General features: G+C 71.4%; 13 protein-coding genes. 7 read left to right on the top strand and 6 right to left on the bottom strand.

Going from position 1 to position 16633, the window contains the following annotated elements; all coding sequences use genetic code 11:
* Window positions 1-265 precede the first annotated feature (265 nt).
* Together AB0E14_RS30940 and AB0E14_RS30935 are read left to right on the top strand one after the other, a co-directional pair.
* Entirely contained in the window at window positions 266-871 is a 606-nt protein-coding gene (locus tag AB0E14_RS30940) for a DUF485 domain-containing protein (protein WP_362425584.1), read from the top strand.
* On the top strand, window positions 868-2487 hold the full coding sequence (locus AB0E14_RS30935; RefSeq protein ID WP_362425581.1) for a cation acetate symporter: 1620 nt from the start codon (window positions 868-870) through the stop codon (window positions 2485-2487). The genes AB0E14_RS30940 and AB0E14_RS30935 overlap by 4 nt, the downstream gene beginning before the upstream one ends.
* 91 nt (window positions 2488-2578) lie before the next feature.
* On the opposite strand, the gene AB0E14_RS30930 is transcribed toward AB0E14_RS30935, so the two are convergent.
* A complete protein-coding gene (locus tag AB0E14_RS30930; RefSeq protein ID WP_362425578.1) occupies window positions 2579-3451 on the bottom strand; it encodes a tyrosine-protein phosphatase in 873 nt (290 codons plus the stop codon).
* 381 nt (window positions 3452-3832) lie between these two features.
* On the opposite strand from AB0E14_RS30930, the gene AB0E14_RS30925 reads away from it, so the two are divergent.
* A complete protein-coding gene (locus AB0E14_RS30925; protein WP_362425575.1) occupies window positions 3833-4951 on the top strand; it encodes an ADP-ribosylglycohydrolase family protein in 1119 nt (372 codons plus the stop codon).
* Between the two features lie 68 nt (window positions 4952-5019).
* Here the strand turns inward: AB0E14_RS30925 and AB0E14_RS30920 are convergent, their stop codons facing one another.
* Both AB0E14_RS30920 and AB0E14_RS30915 read right to left on the bottom strand, forming a co-directional pair.
* Window positions 5020-6570, bottom strand: a complete 1551-nt coding sequence (locus AB0E14_RS30920) for a sodium:solute symporter family protein (protein ID WP_362425572.1) — start codon at window positions 6568-6570, stop codon at window positions 5020-5022.
* 219 nt (window positions 6571-6789) lie between these two features.
* Complete coding sequence (locus AB0E14_RS30915) at window positions 6790-7572, bottom strand: SDR family oxidoreductase (protein ID WP_362425569.1); 783 nt, start codon at window positions 7570-7572, stop codon at window positions 6790-6792.
* 82 nt (window positions 7573-7654) lie between these two features.
* On the opposite strand from AB0E14_RS30915, the gene AB0E14_RS30910 reads away from it, so the two are divergent.
* A complete protein-coding gene (locus AB0E14_RS30910) occupies window positions 7655-8500 on the top strand; it encodes a hypothetical protein (protein WP_362425566.1) in 846 nt (281 codons plus the stop codon).
* An 88-nt stretch (window positions 8501-8588) separates the two neighbouring features.
* On the opposite strand, the gene AB0E14_RS30905 is transcribed toward AB0E14_RS30910, so the two are convergent.
* From AB0E14_RS30905 to AB0E14_RS30895, 3 genes are all read right to left on the bottom strand, one after another.
* On the bottom strand, window positions 8589-8789 hold the full coding sequence (locus AB0E14_RS30905; protein ID WP_362425563.1) for a DUF397 domain-containing protein: 201 nt from the start codon (window positions 8787-8789) through the stop codon (window positions 8589-8591).
* A gap of 231 nt (window positions 8790-9020) precedes the next feature.
* A complete protein-coding gene (locus AB0E14_RS30900) occupies window positions 9021-9881 on the bottom strand; it encodes a helix-turn-helix transcriptional regulator (protein ID WP_362425560.1) in 861 nt (286 codons plus the stop codon).
* A 213-nt stretch (window positions 9882-10094) separates the two neighbouring features.
* The gene (locus tag AB0E14_RS30895; protein WP_362425557.1) at window positions 10095-10805 is read right to left on the bottom strand and encodes a GPP34 family phosphoprotein; all 711 of its coding nucleotides are present in this window, start codon (window positions 10803-10805) and stop codon (window positions 10095-10097) included.
* Window positions 10806-10967: 162 nt separating this feature from the next.
* Between AB0E14_RS30895 and AB0E14_RS30890 the strand changes: the two genes are divergently transcribed.
* From AB0E14_RS30890 to AB0E14_RS30880, 3 genes are all read left to right on the top strand, one after another.
* A complete protein-coding gene (locus AB0E14_RS30890) occupies window positions 10968-13373 on the top strand; it encodes a serine hydrolase (RefSeq protein WP_362425554.1) in 2406 nt (801 codons plus the stop codon).
* Window positions 13374-13637: 264 nt separating this feature from the next.
* Window positions 13638-15326: an MFS transporter gene (locus AB0E14_RS30885; RefSeq protein WP_362425551.1), complete on the top strand. Its 1689-nt coding sequence runs from the start codon at window positions 13638-13640 to the stop codon at window positions 15324-15326.
* 144 nt (window positions 15327-15470) lie between these two features.
* A complete protein-coding gene (locus AB0E14_RS30880) occupies window positions 15471-16577 on the top strand; it encodes a kelch repeat-containing protein (RefSeq protein WP_362425548.1) in 1107 nt (368 codons plus the stop codon).
* Window positions 16578-16633 lie beyond the last annotated feature (56 nt).

The following is a 16633-nucleotide window of genomic DNA, read 5'->3' as shown; positions in this document are numbered from 1 at the left end:
GCGGCCCGACCGGCCCCGGCGGCCCGGCGGTCGCCCGTGGGCCGAGCGGCCTGCTCCGCCCCGGCGGCCCGGCGGTCGCCCGTGACCTGCGGAAAGATCCACTACTGGGGTTACCGCGGGTTCCTTCGCCACGCGCACAGGATCGTCACCGAACCGACATACCGAGCGGTCGGAAACCTCTTACGCAAGGGCTATACCCATGAGTAACGTACGCGGACCACCAGCGCCACCCGCCCGTTCCCCGGGGCGGCAAGGAGCGAGATCGATGTCGTACCACCAGCCTTTCCCCGGCCCACCGCCCGTGCCCCGGCATCAGAACGCCGGGCGGCACCGCCACGAGGCGGCGTCGCAGTCCTGGGAGGGTGGATCGTCGCCGTCCTGGGACGCCGATCCTCAGGCGGCCTGGAACGCGTCCCCACGAGCGTGGGACTCCTCGCCGCAGGGCTGGGACTCCGCGCAGCACCCCTGGGACGCGTCCCCGCAGCCCCAGCCGCCCGCCCCCGCCGAAGACCGTGCTGATCTGCACCGGCTCGGATCGGCCTACCGCAGGCTGCGCCGCGTCGCCACCTTCACCGCGCTCGGCTACTTCGTCGTCTTCCTCTTCCTGTCCGGCTACGCCCCCTCGATGATGACCGGCAGCATCACCGGCGGTCTCACCACCGGTCTGGTCCTGGGGCTCCTCCAGCTGCCCGTGGCGCTGGCCGCGATCGCGCTGTACGAGCGGATCGCGCGCAACCGCGTCGACCCGCTCGCCGCGGCGATCCGCGCACGCGCCGAGCAGGCGGCCGCGGCCGCCGCGCCCCGGCCGGAACGCCAGAACCGCTCCGGACGTCCCGGGTGGCAGCAGCCCACCGGAGGTGCGCGCGCATGACCAGCTTCAGCTCCGAAGCCCAGACCATGTCGCTGATGGCGTTCATCGCGGTCATCACCGTCACGCTGCTGCTGTGCGTGATGACCGGCCCCGACCGTGACGACCTGGGCGACTTCTACACCGGCTACCGCTCGCTCTCCCCCGTGCAGAGCGGCCTCGCGATCGCCGGCGACTACATCTCCGCCGGTACCGTGCTCGGCACCATCGGCATCATCGCGCTCGTCGGCTACGACGGCATCACGCTCGCCCTGAGCACCGTGCTCTCCCTGGTCCTGATGATGTTCCTGCTCGCCGAACCGCTCCGCAACGCAGGCCGGTTCACGATCGGCGACGTCTTCACCCGGCGTCTTCCCGGCCCGGCCGTGCGGATCACCACGGCCGCGGTCACCCTGACCGCACTGCTGCCGCTGGTGATCTTCCAGCTCGCGGGCGCCGGAGATCTCCTCTCCGTCGTCCTCGGCTTCGACGCCGACGGCTTCAAGACCGGGGCGATCGTGTTCCTGGGCCTGCTGATGATCGCCTACGCGGCGATCGGCGGGATGAAGGGCACCGCCTTCATCCAGATCGTCAAGACCGTCGCCCTGCTCGGCGCGTCCCTCGCGATCGCCACGCTCATCCTCAACCGCTTCGACTTCAGCCTGCCCTCCCTGCTGGACGCCGCCAAGCGCGGCAGCGGGGCGGGAGACGCCTATCTCGCCTCCGGGCTGCAGTTCGGCGGCAACGAACTCGACATGATCAGCACGCAGTTGACGGTCGTGCTCGGCGCCGCGGTGCTGCCGCAGATCACCATGCGCATGTTCACCGCGCGCAGTGCGGCAGCCGTGCGGCGCTCGATGTCCTGGGCCGTGTCGACCGTCGTCGTGACCTGTCTGCTGATCGCCGTCATCGGCTTCGGCGCGGCGGCGATCGTCGGCCACCAGGGGATCGTCGCGGGCGACCCGCAGGGCAAGACGGCGTTCCTCATGGTCAGCCAGGCCGTCATGGGCACGGACCAGACGGCCGTCGAGACACTGCTGTTCACGGCCGTGACGACAGCCATCTTCCTCACCCTGCTGGCCTCGGTCGCCGGGATCACCCTCGCCTGCGCCAATACCCTGGCGCACGACCTCATCACGCACGGGCTGCGCCGCAAGGCGCGACTGAAGGGCTCCACGGAGATGGCCATCGCCCGGACCGCCGCGGCGGGCGTCGGGCTCGTGGCGATCGCGATCGCCGCCGGGGCACGGCATCTGAACCTTCAGGCCCTGGTCACCCTGTCGTTCTGCATCGGCGCGTCCGCGGTCGCACCGGCCCTCATCTACAGCCTCTTCTGGCGCCGCTACTCCCGCACCGGGCTGCTCTGCACCCTCATCGTGGGCAGCGCCTCCGCGTTCCTCCTGATGACCGGCAGCAACCTGGTGTCCGGATCGCCCCAGGCGATCTTCCCGGACCAGGACTTCAACTGGTTCCCGTTCACCACGTCGGGCATCCTCTCGGCCCCGCTGGGCTTCCTCGCGGGCTGGCTCGGCACGGTGCTCCGCGAACGCGACCCGGCCGGCGAGCGCATGCGGTACGAAGCGGTGGAGGAGACGATCCTGGCCGGCACCCCCGCGGCGAACAGCGCCTCCGTGTCCTGACGCGCAGGCCACGACGGTCCGTCGAAAGGGGCGCCGACCCAGGGGCGTATGTCAGGGCGGGGACGGTCGCCCTGACCGTGGCGGGCGTGGGTCAGCCGACCAGCAGCTCCCGCTCGAGCTCCTTCAGCTCACGGGCGTCGATGCCGAGGCCCTGCTTCAGGTACGAGCGGAACGAGCCGTACTCCTCGTTCACCTCGGCGAAGCTCGCGTTGAGGTACTCGGGGCGCACGTCGAGCAGCGGCTTGTAGACCGCGGCCTGCTGCGGGGGAAGGTGGGACAGGATCGCCTCGTTGGCGGCCGCCCGGTAGGTGTTGCTGGCCAGGTAGTCGGCCATCACCGTCTCCTCGGGGACCCCGAGGGCGGTGAGCAGGGCCGCGTTGTTCCAGCCCGTGCGGTCCTTGCCGGCCGTGCAGTGGAAGAGGACGCCGTGCCGGCGCTCGTCCGCGATGCCCTCGAAGACCGTGGTGTACGCGGCCCTGGCCGTGGAGCCGCTCACCATGAAGCGGTTGCCCTCGACCATCATCGCCTCGGCCTCGGCCGGGGTCTTGGGCATGGCGCTGAACGTCGGCGTGCCCGCGAGCACGTCGGCGACGACGTACGTGGCGCCGGCCGGGACGCGGTCGGGGTCCTTGTCGCGCTCGCTCTGCATGCGCAGGTCGAAGACGGTCCTGATGCCCAGGCGCTTCAGCTTGGCGAGGTCGTCCGCGGTGAGCCGGTCGAGGGCGTCGGACCGGTAGATCTCGCCCATCTTGACCCAGTGGCCGTCGACGGTGCGGTAGCCGCCGGCGTCACGGAAGTTGACCGCGCCCTGGAGCTTGATCAGGCGGTCGGCCAGGCGCAGCGAGGTGCCTCGGTCGGGGACCAGGTCGAACCAGCGGCGGTCGACGGGGCGCAGCCCCTTGACCGTGACGGTGCCGGTGGCGCCGCCGCGGGCGACCGTGCGGCCCTCGGTGCGGATCGTCACGCCGTGCGCGGAGCGGGCGGACCAGGAGACGGTGAAGCTGCCGTCGGCGTTCTCGGTGACGGTGGCGGAGGTGAAGGGGACGGAGGACTGCTCCCGGTGGGAGGAGTGCCCGCCGGGCAGGTGTCGCGTGTCGCGGGCGACGGCGGCCGGGGCGGTGACGCCCAGGACGAGCGCGGCGGCGACGACTGCTTAGGTGGAGGTCTTGAAACGTGTCACGCGGCGGATCGTTCAAGTCGCGACGAAACTTCCGGTGAACTGCGGTCGAAGATGGACAGAAAGGCATCCGATCGCAAAACGTTCTGCCTCGCGAAGGTGCGAACCCGGTCCATTACAGTGCTGCGAGACCTGTGCGACCGAGGGCTTTCCGGGGGAGGGCACACCGTGACCACCAGCGCCGCGGCCGTGTGGGGCCGCGCCGAACAGCAGGACTTCCGCGCACGGGTACGGGGCTGTCTCCTCGGCGGGGCGATCGGCGACGCCTTCGGCGCGGGCGTCGCGCCGCTCCCGCTGGACGCGATCAGGGCCGCCCACGGACCGGAGGGGCTGACCGAGCCCGTCCCCGCCCACGGCAGGCGCGGCGCGGTCACCGCCGCCACCCAGATGACCCTGTTCACCGTCGACGGCCTGATCCGCGCCCAGGTCCGCCGCGACACCGGCGCCTGGCATCCGCCCACCGACGTGCACCGCGCCCATCTGCGCTGGGCGGCCACCCAGCGCGACTGGGGCCCGGACGAGCGCCGCAAGGACAACGGCTGGCTCGCCCGCGAGGAGTGGCTCTACGCCCGCCGCGACCCCGCCCGTGCCTGCCTCACCGGCCTCGGCGACGAGCATCTCGGCACCCTGGACAAGCCCAAGAACCCGGGCGCGACCGACTCCGGGGCGCTCGTCCGCTCGGCGCCCTTCGGACTGCTCGTCGGCTGGGAGCCCCAGCTGGTGTGCCAGTTGGCCGTCGAGTGCGCGGCGCAGACCCACGGCGACCCGGTCGCCTACCTCGCGGCGGGCGCGCTCGCCGTCGTCGTGCACGGTCTCGCCCGCGGCGAGAGCGTGGACGGCTCGGTCCAGCGGGCCCTGGCCCAGCTCTCCCCGCGCCCCGGCCACCAGCCCGTCACCGACGCCCTGCAGCGGGCGCTGGGGGCCGTACGCCAGGGGATGCCGAACGCGGGCCGGGTCACCGACCTCGGCGCCGACGAGGACCGGGCGGAGGGCCAGCTCGCCGCGGCCGTCTACTGCGCGCTCGTCGGCGAGGACATCCGCCACGGTCTGCGCCTCGCGGTGAACCACGACGGCCCCTCGGCCGTCACGGGGGCCGTCACCGGCGCCCTCCTCGGCGCCCTGCACGGCGAGACGGCCCTCCCGCCGGCCTGGCTGGCCGAACTGGAGGGCCGCTCCACGGTGCTGGAGATCGCGGACGACTTCGCGATGGAGATGACCCAGGGCGCCGCCCTGCACAGCCCCGCCGACTCGCACCCGGGCTGGCTGGCCCGCTACCCCCGGGGCTGAGGCCGCTACCCGAGGGGCTGAGGCCGCCAACCTCGGGGCTGAGGCCGCTACCCCCGGGGCTGAGGCCGCTACCCGAGGGGCTGGGAGGCGGGCTCGCCCGAGGCCTGCGGTGGTACGGACGCGCCACCGCCGTCCCCGTCGGGGTCCCGGTCGAGCTGATCGAGGATCGCGTCGCGCTCGGGGGTGTCCTCGGGCTTGACGAAGCCGATGAGGATGTAGAGGACGAGCGAGGTCGCGAGCGGCGAGACGATCTGGATCTGGAGCTCGATGCCGTCCAGGCCGTAGTTGGTGAGCCAGAAGGCGAAGAGGCCGGCCGCCCAGGAGACGAGCGCCGCCGTCGGGCCGGACTTCCGGAAGGTCTTGAGCAGACCGAGCATGAACGGGATCGCGATCGGGCCCATCAGACCGGCCACCCACTTGATGACGACGGTGATGATGTCCTTGAAGGTGGGCGAGTTGACCTGGGTGGCGACCGCCATCGACAGCGCGAGGAAGGCGATCGTCGACCAGCGCGCCGCGAGCAGCCCGGCCGCCTGCGTCCAGCGCCGCGCCGCCTTGCTCATCACCGGGGCGATGTCCCGGGTGAAGACGGCCGCGATGGCGTTGGCGTCGGAGGAGCACATGGCCATGGTGTGGGAGAAGAAGCCGACGATGACCAGGCCGAGGAGGCCGTGCGGCAGCAGCTGCTCGGTCATCAGGGCGTAACTGTCGGACGCGTCGGGCTTCTTCGGGTCGACCAGGAGCGGCGCGACCCACATGGGGAAGAACAGGACGAGCGGCCAGACGAACCACAGGACGGCGGAGAGCCGGCCGGAGCGGGTGGCCTCACGGGCGTTGGGCGTGGCCATGTAGCGCTGGGCCTGGTTCCACATGCCGCCGCTGTACTCGAAGGTCTTGATGAAGAGGTAGGCGAGCAGGAAGGTCAGGGTGTACGGGCCCGCGGTCGGCGCCGTGTGGCCCTGCAGCTCGGGCCGGTCCCACACCTCCCACAGCGCGCTGACACCGCCGAGCTTCGCGAGCACGGCGACGAGCATCGCGATGCCGGCGAAGAACTGGATGATGAACTGGCCCAGCTCGGTGAGCGCGTCGGCCCAGAGCCCGCCGACCGTGCAGTAGATGCCGGTGATGACACCGGTGATGAGGATGCCCTGGTTGAGGGAGATCCCGGTGAAGACGGAGAGCAGCGTCGCGATGGCGGCCCACTTGGCGCCCACGTCGACGATCTTCAGGAGCACGCCCGACCAGGCGAGCGCCTGCTGGGTGGGCAGGTTGTAGCGGTTCTTCAGGTACTCCAGCGGGGAGGCCACATGGAGCCGCGAGCGGAGCCGGTTGAGGCGGGGCGCGAAGAGGTGCGCGCCGATCGCGATGCCGATCGCGATCGGGAAGGACCAGGTGACGTACGAGGTGACGCCGTAGGTGTACGCGATGCCCGCGTACCCGGTGAACATCACCGCGCTGTAGCCGGACATGTGGTGGGAGATGCCTGAGAGCCACCAGGGCATCTTGCCGCCGGCGGTGAAGAAGTCGGAGACGTTGTCCACGCGCTTGTGGGACCAGACGCCGATCGCGACCATCACGCCGAAATAGCCGATGAGCACGGCCCAGTCGAGACTGTTCATTGAGCCCCCTCCAGGGGTCCGGTCCGCCTTGTGAACGCCGTTCATGGTGTGGGGAGTTGCGGGCGGACGACAACGCGCGGGAGGGTCAAGAGAAAGCAAAATCGTTCTTCTTGCTGACCTGTGTTCACATCTCTGAATCCAGACGGGGTCAAAAAGGGCCGCACGGTACGCCCTCGCGTACCGTGCGGCCCTCGACCGCCTCCCGGGACCTCGCGCGCGCTACCGCATCAGCTCGCCCGCGTTGACCAGCAGCGACTGGCCCGTGATCGCCCGCGCCCGGTCGGAGGCGAGGAAGGCCGCCGCCTCCGCCACGTCCCCGTCCGTCGCCAGCTCCGGCAGTGCCATCCGCTCGGTGAGCCGCCCGAGCACCTCGTCCTCCGGCACGCCCTCGGTGTGCGCCGTGAACGTCACGTACGCCTGGACCGGCGGGCCCCACATCCAGCCCGGCAGCACGGTGTTGACCCGGATCCGGTGCGGGCCGAGTTCGCGCGCCATCGAGTACATCGCCGAGGTCAGCGCCCCCTTCGAGGCCGCGTACGCCGCCTGCCGGACCTGCGAGGGCGCGGCCACCGCCGACTGCGTGCCGATGAGGACCACCGAGCCCCCGCGCTCCTTCAGGGCCGGCAGGCAGGCCCGGGTCATCCGCAGGGTGCCGAGCAGGTTGACGTCGAGGACGCCCTGCCAGGTGGCGAAGTCGGCGTCCTCGATCCCGCCGAAGTAGCTGTCCCAGGCGGCCACATGGACGACCGCGTCGATCCCGCCGAACCGCTCCACCGCGAGCGCGGCGAGCGCCTCGCACTGCGCCTCGTCGGTGATGTCGGTGGCGCGCAGGGCGGTGTGTTCGCCCTTCGGGTCGATCTCGGCCGCCGACTTGGCGAGGTTGGCCTCGGTGCGGGCGCCGAGGACCGCGTTGCCCCCGTCCCGTACGACGGTCTCGGCGACCCGGTGCCCGAGTCCGGCGCCGACCCCCGACACGATCACGGTCTTCCCCTGGAGCAGCATCCGGGTGCCTCCCGACTCTGGCGATCGATCTGACGACCCGTCAGAGTAGGCACCCCCAGAGGACAAGGGAAGGGGTACGGGCATGGACAGTGAGACGGGCACCGCCGGCGGTGCCGAGACGTACGCGGAGCTGGCGGCGGTCGGGCCGTACGGGATACGCCCCGGCCACGCGCTGATCACGATGGTGGAGCCGCACCCGGGCCACGAGTACGCCTACAACCGCTGGTACGAGGACGACCACTACTACGCCGGCGCGATGGCGATGCCCTGGATGTTCGCGGGCCGCCGCTGGGTCGCCACCCGGGCGCTCCAGGAACTGCGCGGACCGGAGAAGTCCGCGGTCGCCCAGCCCGTCACGGCAGGCTGCTACCTCTCCACGTACTGGGTCACGGAAGGCCGCTACGACGAGCACATGAAGTGGACCGTCGCCATCAACAAACGCCTCAACCGCGACGCCCGGGTCTACCGCGACCGTACCCACGTCTTCACGTCGTTCCAGGACCACGAGGCGACCGTGTACCGCGACGGGGCGGCCGGGCCGCGCGACTTCCACGCCCTCGACCACCCCTACCAGGGCCTGGTCCTCCAGGTCGTCGACACGGACGGGCCCGAGGCGCGGGCGGAGCTGCTCGAACACCTCGTCGCGCGCGAGCTGCCGAGGCGGCTCGCGGGCTCCCCGGCCGCGATGGTCACGGTCTTCCGCCCGACACCGCTGCCGGGGGACCGGATGACCTATGTGAAGCAGGTCGAGGGGGTCGACACCCGGCTGACCCTGCTGTGGTTCCTGGAGCGGGACCCGCGCGCCTGCTGGGCGGAGCACTTCGCCGACCTGGAGACGGTGGGCGGGGGCGCGGGCCGGGTGGAGCTGGTGGCGCCGTTCATCCCGACGGTGCCGGGAACGGACCGGTACGTGGACGAACTCCGCTGAGGACATAGGCCGAGCCCCCTCGGCCAGGACGGCGGACCGGTCGAGAGGGCTCTTTCCTCGGGGGGGTGCGCGGTGTTCATCCCCGGGCTCAGAGAGCCCCGTTGCTCACTTCGCCGACGAAGGCGTTCCACGACGCCGAGCCGAAAGCGATGGACGGACCCTCGGGGGCCTTGGAGTCCCGGACCGCGATCGCCGCGACGAGGGGCGACTTGACTTCGACGCAGGCCCCGTTGCCGCCGGAATAGGAGGACTTCGTCCAGGTGTCCGTAGCGCCCTGAATAATGGCCATGTTCTTCACTCCGGTTCTGCCAGTGGTGTGTCGCGCCAACCTTCGTGCTGGCGTGATCGACGCTACTCGCCGGTCCCGGCGCGTGGGGCCGGCGTTCACCCGACCGGATGGCATATTCCAAGTGAGCTTCCATTGGAGCGAGTCGGCGGTGTACCGTGCCGTCCTCTTCCTCGGGGGGCCCGGCCGAATGGCCGCATTCACCCCCGAATCGGAGAATCGGGATATGCCGGATCAGCCCGCCGCGTAGGACTTGGCGATGTCCGAAATGAACTCCCGGGTCTGCTCGACATTCAGCGCCTGCGCCCGCAGGTGCTCGTACATCACGCTGTACTTGGCGACGTCCTGGGCCTTCTCCAGATACAGGTCGCTCGTGACGCCCTCGATGTAGACGACGCTCGAGTCGGACGTGTCCGGGAATTCCAGAATCGCGTAGTGCCCGCTGATGCCCGGGTGCGCCCCCATGTCGAACGGCAGCACCTGCACGGTGACGTGCGGCAGCTGCGACTGCTCGACCAGGTGCTCCAACTGCTGGATCATCAGCTGCTTGTTGCCGACCACGCGACGGAGCGCGCCCTCGTCGATGACCGCCCAGAGCCGCAGCGGACGCTCCTCGTCCTTGATCCGGTCCTGGCGGCGGGTGCGGACGGTGACCCGCTTGTCGATGTCCGTCGGCGTCGACTCCGGGAGCGCGCCGCTGATCACGGCCTCCGCGTAGCCATGGGTCTGCAGCAGGCCGGGGATGATCTGCGGCTCGTACACCCGCAGGCTCTCCGCGTCCGTCTCCAGACCGATGTAGACGCTGTACGGGATGTCGCCGAAGGCGTGCCACCAGCCCTGCTGGCGCGAGTCCTTGGCCATTTGCATCAGCGACTCGACGACGCGCTCGTCCTCGACCTCGTACACCCCGCAGAGGTCGCGGACATCGCGCTGGCTGATCGACCGGCGGCCGTTCTCCAGGCGGCTGATCTTCGACTGCGACACCAGAAGACGCTCGGCGACCTGCTCGGCCGTCATGTTCTTCTGCTCCCGGAGCCGGCGCAACTCCTGGCCCAAACGGCGTCGCCTGACGGTGGGGTTGACGTTGGACGCCACGGAAACTGCACCTCCGGCTGTCTGCTGCGTAGCTGTGAGTATCTACTGCTTGGCAGACTGCCACCAAAGGTGTGGTGTGCGCTGGGAAATGACCACAACGTGCGCGGGCGCACGTGTGTGTGGGGTGGTGGCGCGTGCGCGTCGGGGCGGTCGCGCGTGTGTGGGGCGGTCGCGACGACCGCCCCACACACGACTTGCGGCTCCCGGAACGGGTCAGTGCACGGCGGCGCGGACCATGCTGCCGCGACGCGGCTGCTGGGGAACGCCACCCGTGCTCGGCGCGCTACGGCGTGGCTGGGCGGCCACACCGTTCTGGACGTCCATCACGGCATGCGCCACGAGGCCGCCCATGGGGTCGTGCCGGATCAGATCGCGCAGCCGGGACCGCGACGACCGTCCTTCGTTCCCCGGGTACAGGTGCTTGCCGAGACCGACCGCGTGGGCCAGCGCGGCGAGCGCCGCGGTCCGCGGGTCCGGCGGTACGCCGGTGCGGATCGCACTGTCCAGCCGGGCCCTGATGTCCCGGCTGATGGCCGTGTCCGTCGCCTGGTAGCGAGTCGTCGGCAGCACCCCGCACATCTGACCCTCCACGGCATGCACCATGCCGCAGCGCTCCAGATGAGCGAGATAGATCTGGCGCAGCCCCAGTCGGGGCCCGCCGATCCAGTGGACGGCCCGAACCGGGCTGCCGCGTCGGCGCAGCAGCTCCAGTGCGGAGTCCAGTGTCGGATCTCCGGTCGGCCGTGGCATCACCACGGCTATACGATCCCCGTCAGGGGCTATCCGTCCTGCCAGAGCCAGCTCCACTAGCTGTGCTCCGGCCAGGCCGAGGTCGAGCGACTGCGGCTGCGCTGTGGTACCCGTGGCCGGGTCCAGAGCGAGCAGCAGAAGCTCCTCCGGAATTGTTCTGCGGCTCCTGCCCATCCATGCCTCCCCGCGTGGATGAGTCACAGGGTGACCCCTCTCACATTCATCTGTCGAGAGCGCCTGGGTGCTTCGTACGGGAACCAGTAGGTATGTCGTTCTCGTCTAGCACGGGGGCCAAGGGGTTCACACAGGACACTGGTACACGGTTCGGACGTACGCATGACGCATGGAGGAGGCACGGTGGCGGGCGAGTCCCCCGACAAGGCGGAGCAGCAGGAGTCCTCGAAGGAGACGACTCCGGGCGGCGGCGGCCGGGATCCCCGGCTGTCGGTACTCCGCGAGCCCGCGCCGTCGCCGGTCCAGGTCGACCAGCCGACGGCCGTCTTCAAGACCCTCGCGCCGAGGACCCCGGAGGACGACGCTCCGGCGGAGGAGCGGGTCGAACCGGTCGAGTCGCGGGTCGAGTCGCCGGTCGAGTCGCGGGTCGAGTCGCCGGTCGAGGAGCGGGTCGGGGAGCGGGTCGAGGAGTCGGAGACGGAGCCGGAGGCGCCGTCCGAGGAGGCGTCCGAGGCGGACGCGTCGGAGGGCGGCGACCGCCTGAAGGCGGCGGTGGCCGCCTGGGTCGCCTCCGGCGACGAGGAGCGGGCCTCCGAGCCCGCCGACGAGCCGTCGGAGCCCTCCGAGCCCGCGGAGGCCGCGGAGCCCGCCGACGTCTCCACGGACGAGCGCGAGGCCGAGGACGAGCCCCAGGCCGCCGAGTCCGCCCCGGTGGCCCCGGAGGCCGTCGAGGCCGTCGAGGCCGTCGAGGAGGCCGAGGAGGCCGAGGAGGCGCCTGTCGACGCCGCTCCCGCCCGGGACTCCGCCGACTCCTGGTTCGCCGCGCGGAAGCCCGCCGCGGCGACGGAGGAGGAGTCGCAGGAGGAGCCCGCGCCGACGTCCGAGCCGGAGGCCGAGGCAGCGGTAGAGGCAGAGGCCGACGAGGCGAAGCCCGCGCCCGCCCCCGAGCCGGTCGACCAGCCGACCACCGTGTTCAAGGCGGTCCGCCCGCCGGTCGTGGACCAGCCGACGACCGCCCTGAAGCTCCCGCCGACCCCGCCGACCCCGAAGACTCCGTCGGCTCCGTCGGCTCCGTCGGCCCCGTCCGGGACCGCCCCCGCGCCGGAGCGCCCGAGCACGTTCGTACCGCTGCGGCCCGACACGCCGATGACCCCTGGGACGCCGGCGAAGGCGTCCCCGGCCCAGGGCCCGGCCCCGGCCGCCGCCTCCGCCGCGCCCGCCCCCGTACCCCCGTCGGCGTCGCTCGCCGAGGCCGAGCGGACCAGACAGCAGCCGATGCCGCCGCTGCCCCCGCTCGACCTGCTCGCCGAGCTCACCAACACCCCGCCCCCGGCGCCGACGCCGATGCGCACGACCCTCCGGCGGGTGCGCATCTGGACGCCCCTCGTCGTCCTTCTGCTGATCGTCTTTGCGGTCGTACAGTTCGTGCGGCCGCTCCCGCCGCCCAAGCTCTCCCTCACCGCCGCGCCCACGTTCACCTTCGAGGGCGGCGAGCTGCAGATGCCGTGGCCCACCGAGGGCCAGGGCGCGGCCGAGGTCGAGGGCGTCGGTTCGCTGGGCACGTACGGTGCTCAGAAGCCCGCCCCGCTCGCGAGCGTCGCGAAGACGATGACGGCGTACGTGATCCTCCGCGACCACCCCATCAAGGGGAAGGAGACCGGCCCCGAGATCACGATCGACAAGAAGGCGGCCGACGAGGCGGGCGCCGAGTTCGAGTCGACGGCGGCGGTCAGGGAAGGCCAGACGTACACGCAGAAGGAGCTGCTCCAGCTCCTCATGATCCCGTCCGCGAACAACGTGGCGCGGCTCCTGGGCCGCTGGGACGCCGGTTCCGAGGCCGCGTTCGTCGAGAAGATGAACGCCGCCGCCAAGGACCTCGGGATGACGCAGTCGACGTACACGGACCCGTCCGGTCTGAACGCGACCACGGTCTCCACCCCGCAGGACCAGCTGAAGCTGGCGAAGGCGGTCATGCAGTACGACGTGTTCCGCGGGATCGTGGACATGCCGAACCTGACCGTCGACGGCATCCCCGGCCGGATCGAGAACAACAACAACATCCTGCTCGAGCCCGGTGTCTCCGGCATCAAGACCGGCTCGTCGACCCCGGCCGGCGGCAACCTGCTCTGGTCCGCGAAGACGATCGTCGACGGCAAGGAGCGCCGGATCCTCGGCATCGTCATGGGGGCCAAGGACGCGGCCGTGCTGCACGAGAAGCTGCAGCTCTCGATCGACTACAGCCTCAAGCTCATCCAGCAGGCCCAGAAGGACGTGACCTCGGCCTCCGTGATCCGTAAGGGCCAGGTCGTCGGCCACATCGACGACGGGCTCGGCGGTCTCACGCCGGTCGTCGCGGACAAGGAGCTCAAGGCCGTCGGCTGGCCGGGCCTGAAGGTCGACCTGGAGCTGACCGACGGCGGCAAGGCCGTCCCGCACACCGGCAAGAAGGGCGACGTCGTCGGCCAGGTGTCGATCGGCACCGGCGCAGGCAAGGTCAGCTCCCCGGTCTCCCTCCAGACGGACCTCGTCGAGCCCGGCATCGACAAGAAGCTGACCCGTCTGGGCTGACCTGTCAGGGCGTCCCGGTTTGCCCGGGGCGCCCGACTGTTAGCGTTCCGGAGTCCGAGACATGTGCGAAAGGCCGTTCGGGAGCAGCACGGGAGAGGGACGCGAGTGACCACCGCCGAGCCGACACGCGCCGAAGAAGGCGCGCCGAAGCCCCTGTCCTCGCCGTCCTCGTCCCCGCCGCGAATAGACCTTCCGACGCCGAGACGGCACACGGAGCAGTCACCGGACCGGCGTCCGCGCCGTCGCCGTCGCCGCTACCCGGTCATGATCGCGACGGGTGTCGCGGCGCTCACCCACGTCCTGTGGTTCTTCGTGTTCGCGAACAGTGGCGGGGACCTGGCGGCACAGGACGCCTGGGCCGAGTTCGTCGGCCGGCACCCGGACTCCGCGTACAACCTCGCCTGGTACGGCGGGATGCACCCGGTCTCGTACAGCGTCGTCTCGCCGTACGTGATGTCGGTGCTCGGCGTCCGTACGACGATGATGATCGCGGGCACGCTGTCGGCGGGTCTGACGGCGCTGATCCTGGTGCGGGTGCGGGCGGTGCGCAATCCGCTGGCGTGCTCGCTGGCGGGGGTCTTCGCGTTCCTGTGCAACGCGCTGTCCGGTCGGGTGACGTTCGGGCTCGGCATGATGTTCGCGCTGGGCGCGGTCGCGGCGGTCTTCTGCTGGCCGCACCGCTGGCGGCGCAAGCGCTGGGCGAAGGCGGCGGTCGCCGCGCCGCTCGCGGGCATCGCGACCGCGTGCAGCCCGGTCGCCGGGCTGTTCCTCGGTGTCGCGGCGGCGGCGCTCTTCCTCAACCGGCGCCGGCCGGGCGCGTACGCCCTGGGTCTCGCCCCGGTCCTGGTGGTGGCGCTCTCCTCCTGGCTGTTCCCGTTCTCCGGTACGCAGCCGATGTCGTGGGCGTCGACGGCGCTGCCGTTCCTCTTCGGGGTGCTCTGCTTCGCGCTCGTACCGCGCGCGTGGCGCACGGTACGGACGGGCGCGGCGGTGTACGCGGCGGGCACGCTGCTGACCTGGCTGATCGACTCGCAGATCGGCTCGAACGTCTCGCGCCTGGTGATGCTCTTCGCGGGCGTGGTCCTGCTGGCCGCCCTCCCCTACACCGTCCCGCGCTCGCGCAAGTGGTACGCGATCGTGCTGGCCTTCGCGGGTCTGAACTTCTGGATCGGTTTCAAGGGCGTCGACGACGTCATCCGTACGGCCCCGGACGCGTCGTGGGCCCGGGAGGTCGCGCCGCTGATCAACCAGCTGCAGGTGCGGGGCGCCGAGCGGGCGCGGGTCGAGGTCGTCCCGGCGTCGAGCCACCGCGAGTCCTCGGCGCTCAGCCCGTACATCAACCTGGCCCGGGGCTGGAACCGCCAGGCGGACATGGAGCGCAACCCGCTCTTCTACGACGACACCCTGAACGCCACGAACTACCAGGACTGGCTGGACCGCTGGGCGGTGCACTACGTGGTGCTGCCGACGGGGGCGCCGGACTCGGGTGCCGAGCTGGAGGCGAAGCTCGTCGGGAACGGCCTGCCGTACTTGAAGCAGGTCTGGTCGGACGCGAACTGGCGCCTGTACGAGGTCGACGACCCGACCCCGCTGGCGGACCCGCCGGCGAAGGTGCGCAGGGCGGGCGCGAACGAGGTCGTGATCGAGGTCGACACCCCGGGCCGGGTCCTGATCCGCGTCCCGTACTCGCCGTGGCTTGCGCTCCTCGACGAGAACGGCGGCAAGATCGAGCCGCCGGAGGAGACGGAGGCGTCGAAGAAGGCCCGGGAGGAGTCACCGGAGGAGCTGGAGAAGGTCTTCCTCAACGAGTCGGGCTGCCTGCTGAGGACGGAGGCGGACGCGGACGGCGACGAGTGGACGGAGCTCGTGGCCCCGAAGGCGGGCGTGTACCGGCTGTCGGCTCCGTACAAGTTCTTCCCGAGGGGCACGGCGTGCCCGGAAGAGCTCCGCTGATTCCTTTCCCGCTCTCCTGGACCGTCCGGGAAGGCCTGTGGGCCACCCGATGGTTTCTCGCGGGTATCCGGCTGCTCGCGCCGTCGGGCCCGGGAACGCTCCAAGGGCATTCCCATGCCCGACGAGCGAACGAGAGGACCCCACGTGCGAGGCATATCCACGGAACCGCCGACCGGCCGGAAGGGCCGAAGCCTGCGGAGCCGCGTCGGACTCACGACGCTGCTGGCGGCCGCAGGGCTGATCGCGGCGGCACTGCCGGCGTCGGCCAACAACGGGACGATCTGGACGACACTGGCCGACATGCCCACGGCCCGCTACGGCGCGGCCTCGGCGACGGCGGCCTGTCCCCCCGCCCAGGGCGGCAATTGCGTCTACACGGTCGGCGGCACGAACGGCGCCAACGCCACCGGTGCGACCGAGTCGTACAACCGCCTCTCCGGATCCTGGTCGACACTGCCGCCCATGCCCACGCCCCGGAGCCAGCTGGGCGCGGCGACCGCGCCCTGCCCGAAGGGCCAGCGGGGGTACTGCGTGTACGCGGTCGGCGGCATCACCGCCGCGAGCGGCCTCACCAGGGTGGAGTCGTACAACCCGGCCACCAACGCCTGGAGCACGGTCGCCTCGCTGAGCGTCCCCCGCTACAACACGGCGGCCACTGCCGCGCCGTGCCCGGTGGGCCAGACCGGCACCTGCGTGTATGCCATGGGCGGCAGCACGAGCGGCGGCAACACGGCCTCGGTCGAGGCGTACAACCCGGTGACCAACGCCTGGAGCCCGGTGGCCTCGCTCCCGCTCGCGCGGGCCGGCCTGGCCGCGGCCGCGTCCACCTGCCCGGGCGGTCAGCGCGGCACGTGCGTCTACGCGGTGGGCGGAACCTCCGGCGGGCCCGTCGGCACGGTGGAGTCGTACAACCCGGCCGCCAATGTCTGGACGCCGGTGGCGTCCCTCCCGACGCCCCGCTACTCGCTGGCCACGGCGGCGGCGCCCTGCCCGCCGGGCCAGACCGGCACCTGCGTCTACGCGGTGGGCGGCCTGACCGGCGGCCTCAGCGGCAAGGTCGAGTCGTACCAGCCGTCGTCCAGAACCTGGACGACGCTGCCCTCGCTGCCCACCCCTCGCGCCTTCCTCGCGGCGGCGGCCACCCACTGCCCGCCGGGCATCACAGGAGCCTGCGTCTACGTCTCGGGCGGCGCCACAGCCACGGCCCCCTCCGCAACCCTGGAAGCCCTGGACCCCCCCACCCTCAAGTGACCTGACCGACGGCCCCCACCCGTCAGGGAGGGGGCCGTCGGGCGTCGAGACCACCC

It is taken from the genome of Streptomyces sp. NPDC047981 (assembly GCF_040653315.1).
Taxonomy (GTDB): Bacteria; Actinomycetota; Actinomycetes; order Streptomycetales; family Streptomycetaceae; genus Streptomyces.
The sequence above is the reverse complement of the archived record's forward strand: the minus strand, read 5'-3'. Positions and strand labels throughout refer to the sequence as shown.

Excerpts from the sequence above, each read along its gene's own strand:
- AB0E14_RS30940 (WP_362425584.1), top strand. The coding sequence starts at position 266 with ATGTCGTACCACCAGCCTTTCCCCGGCCCACCGCCCGTGCCCCGGCAT.
- AB0E14_RS30935 (WP_362425581.1), top strand. The coding sequence starts at position 868 with ATGACCAGCTTCAGCTCCGAAGCCCAGACCATGTCGCTGATGGCGTTC.
- AB0E14_RS30920 (WP_362425572.1), bottom strand. The coding sequence starts at position 6,570 with ATGAACAGTCTCGACTGGGCCGTGCTCATCGGCTATTTCGGCGTGATG.
- AB0E14_RS30915 (WP_362425569.1), bottom strand. The coding sequence starts at position 7,572 with ATGCTGCTCCAGGGGAAGACCGTGATCGTGTCGGGGGTCGGCGCCGGA.
- AB0E14_RS30910 (WP_362425566.1), top strand. The coding sequence starts at position 7,655 with ATGGACAGTGAGACGGGCACCGCCGGCGGTGCCGAGACGTACGCGGAG.
- AB0E14_RS30905 (WP_362425563.1), bottom strand. The coding sequence starts at position 8,789 with ATGGCCATTATTCAGGGCGCTACGGACACCTGGACGAAGTCCTCCTAT.
- AB0E14_RS30895 (WP_362425557.1), bottom strand. The coding sequence starts at position 10,805 with ATGGGCAGGAGCCGCAGAACAATTCCGGAGGAGCTTCTGCTGCTCGCT.
- AB0E14_RS30890 (WP_362425554.1), top strand. The coding sequence starts at position 10,968 with ATGACGCATGGAGGAGGCACGGTGGCGGGCGAGTCCCCCGACAAGGCG.
- AB0E14_RS30885 (WP_362425551.1), top strand. The coding sequence starts at position 13,638 with ATGATCGCGACGGGTGTCGCGGCGCTCACCCACGTCCTGTGGTTCTTC.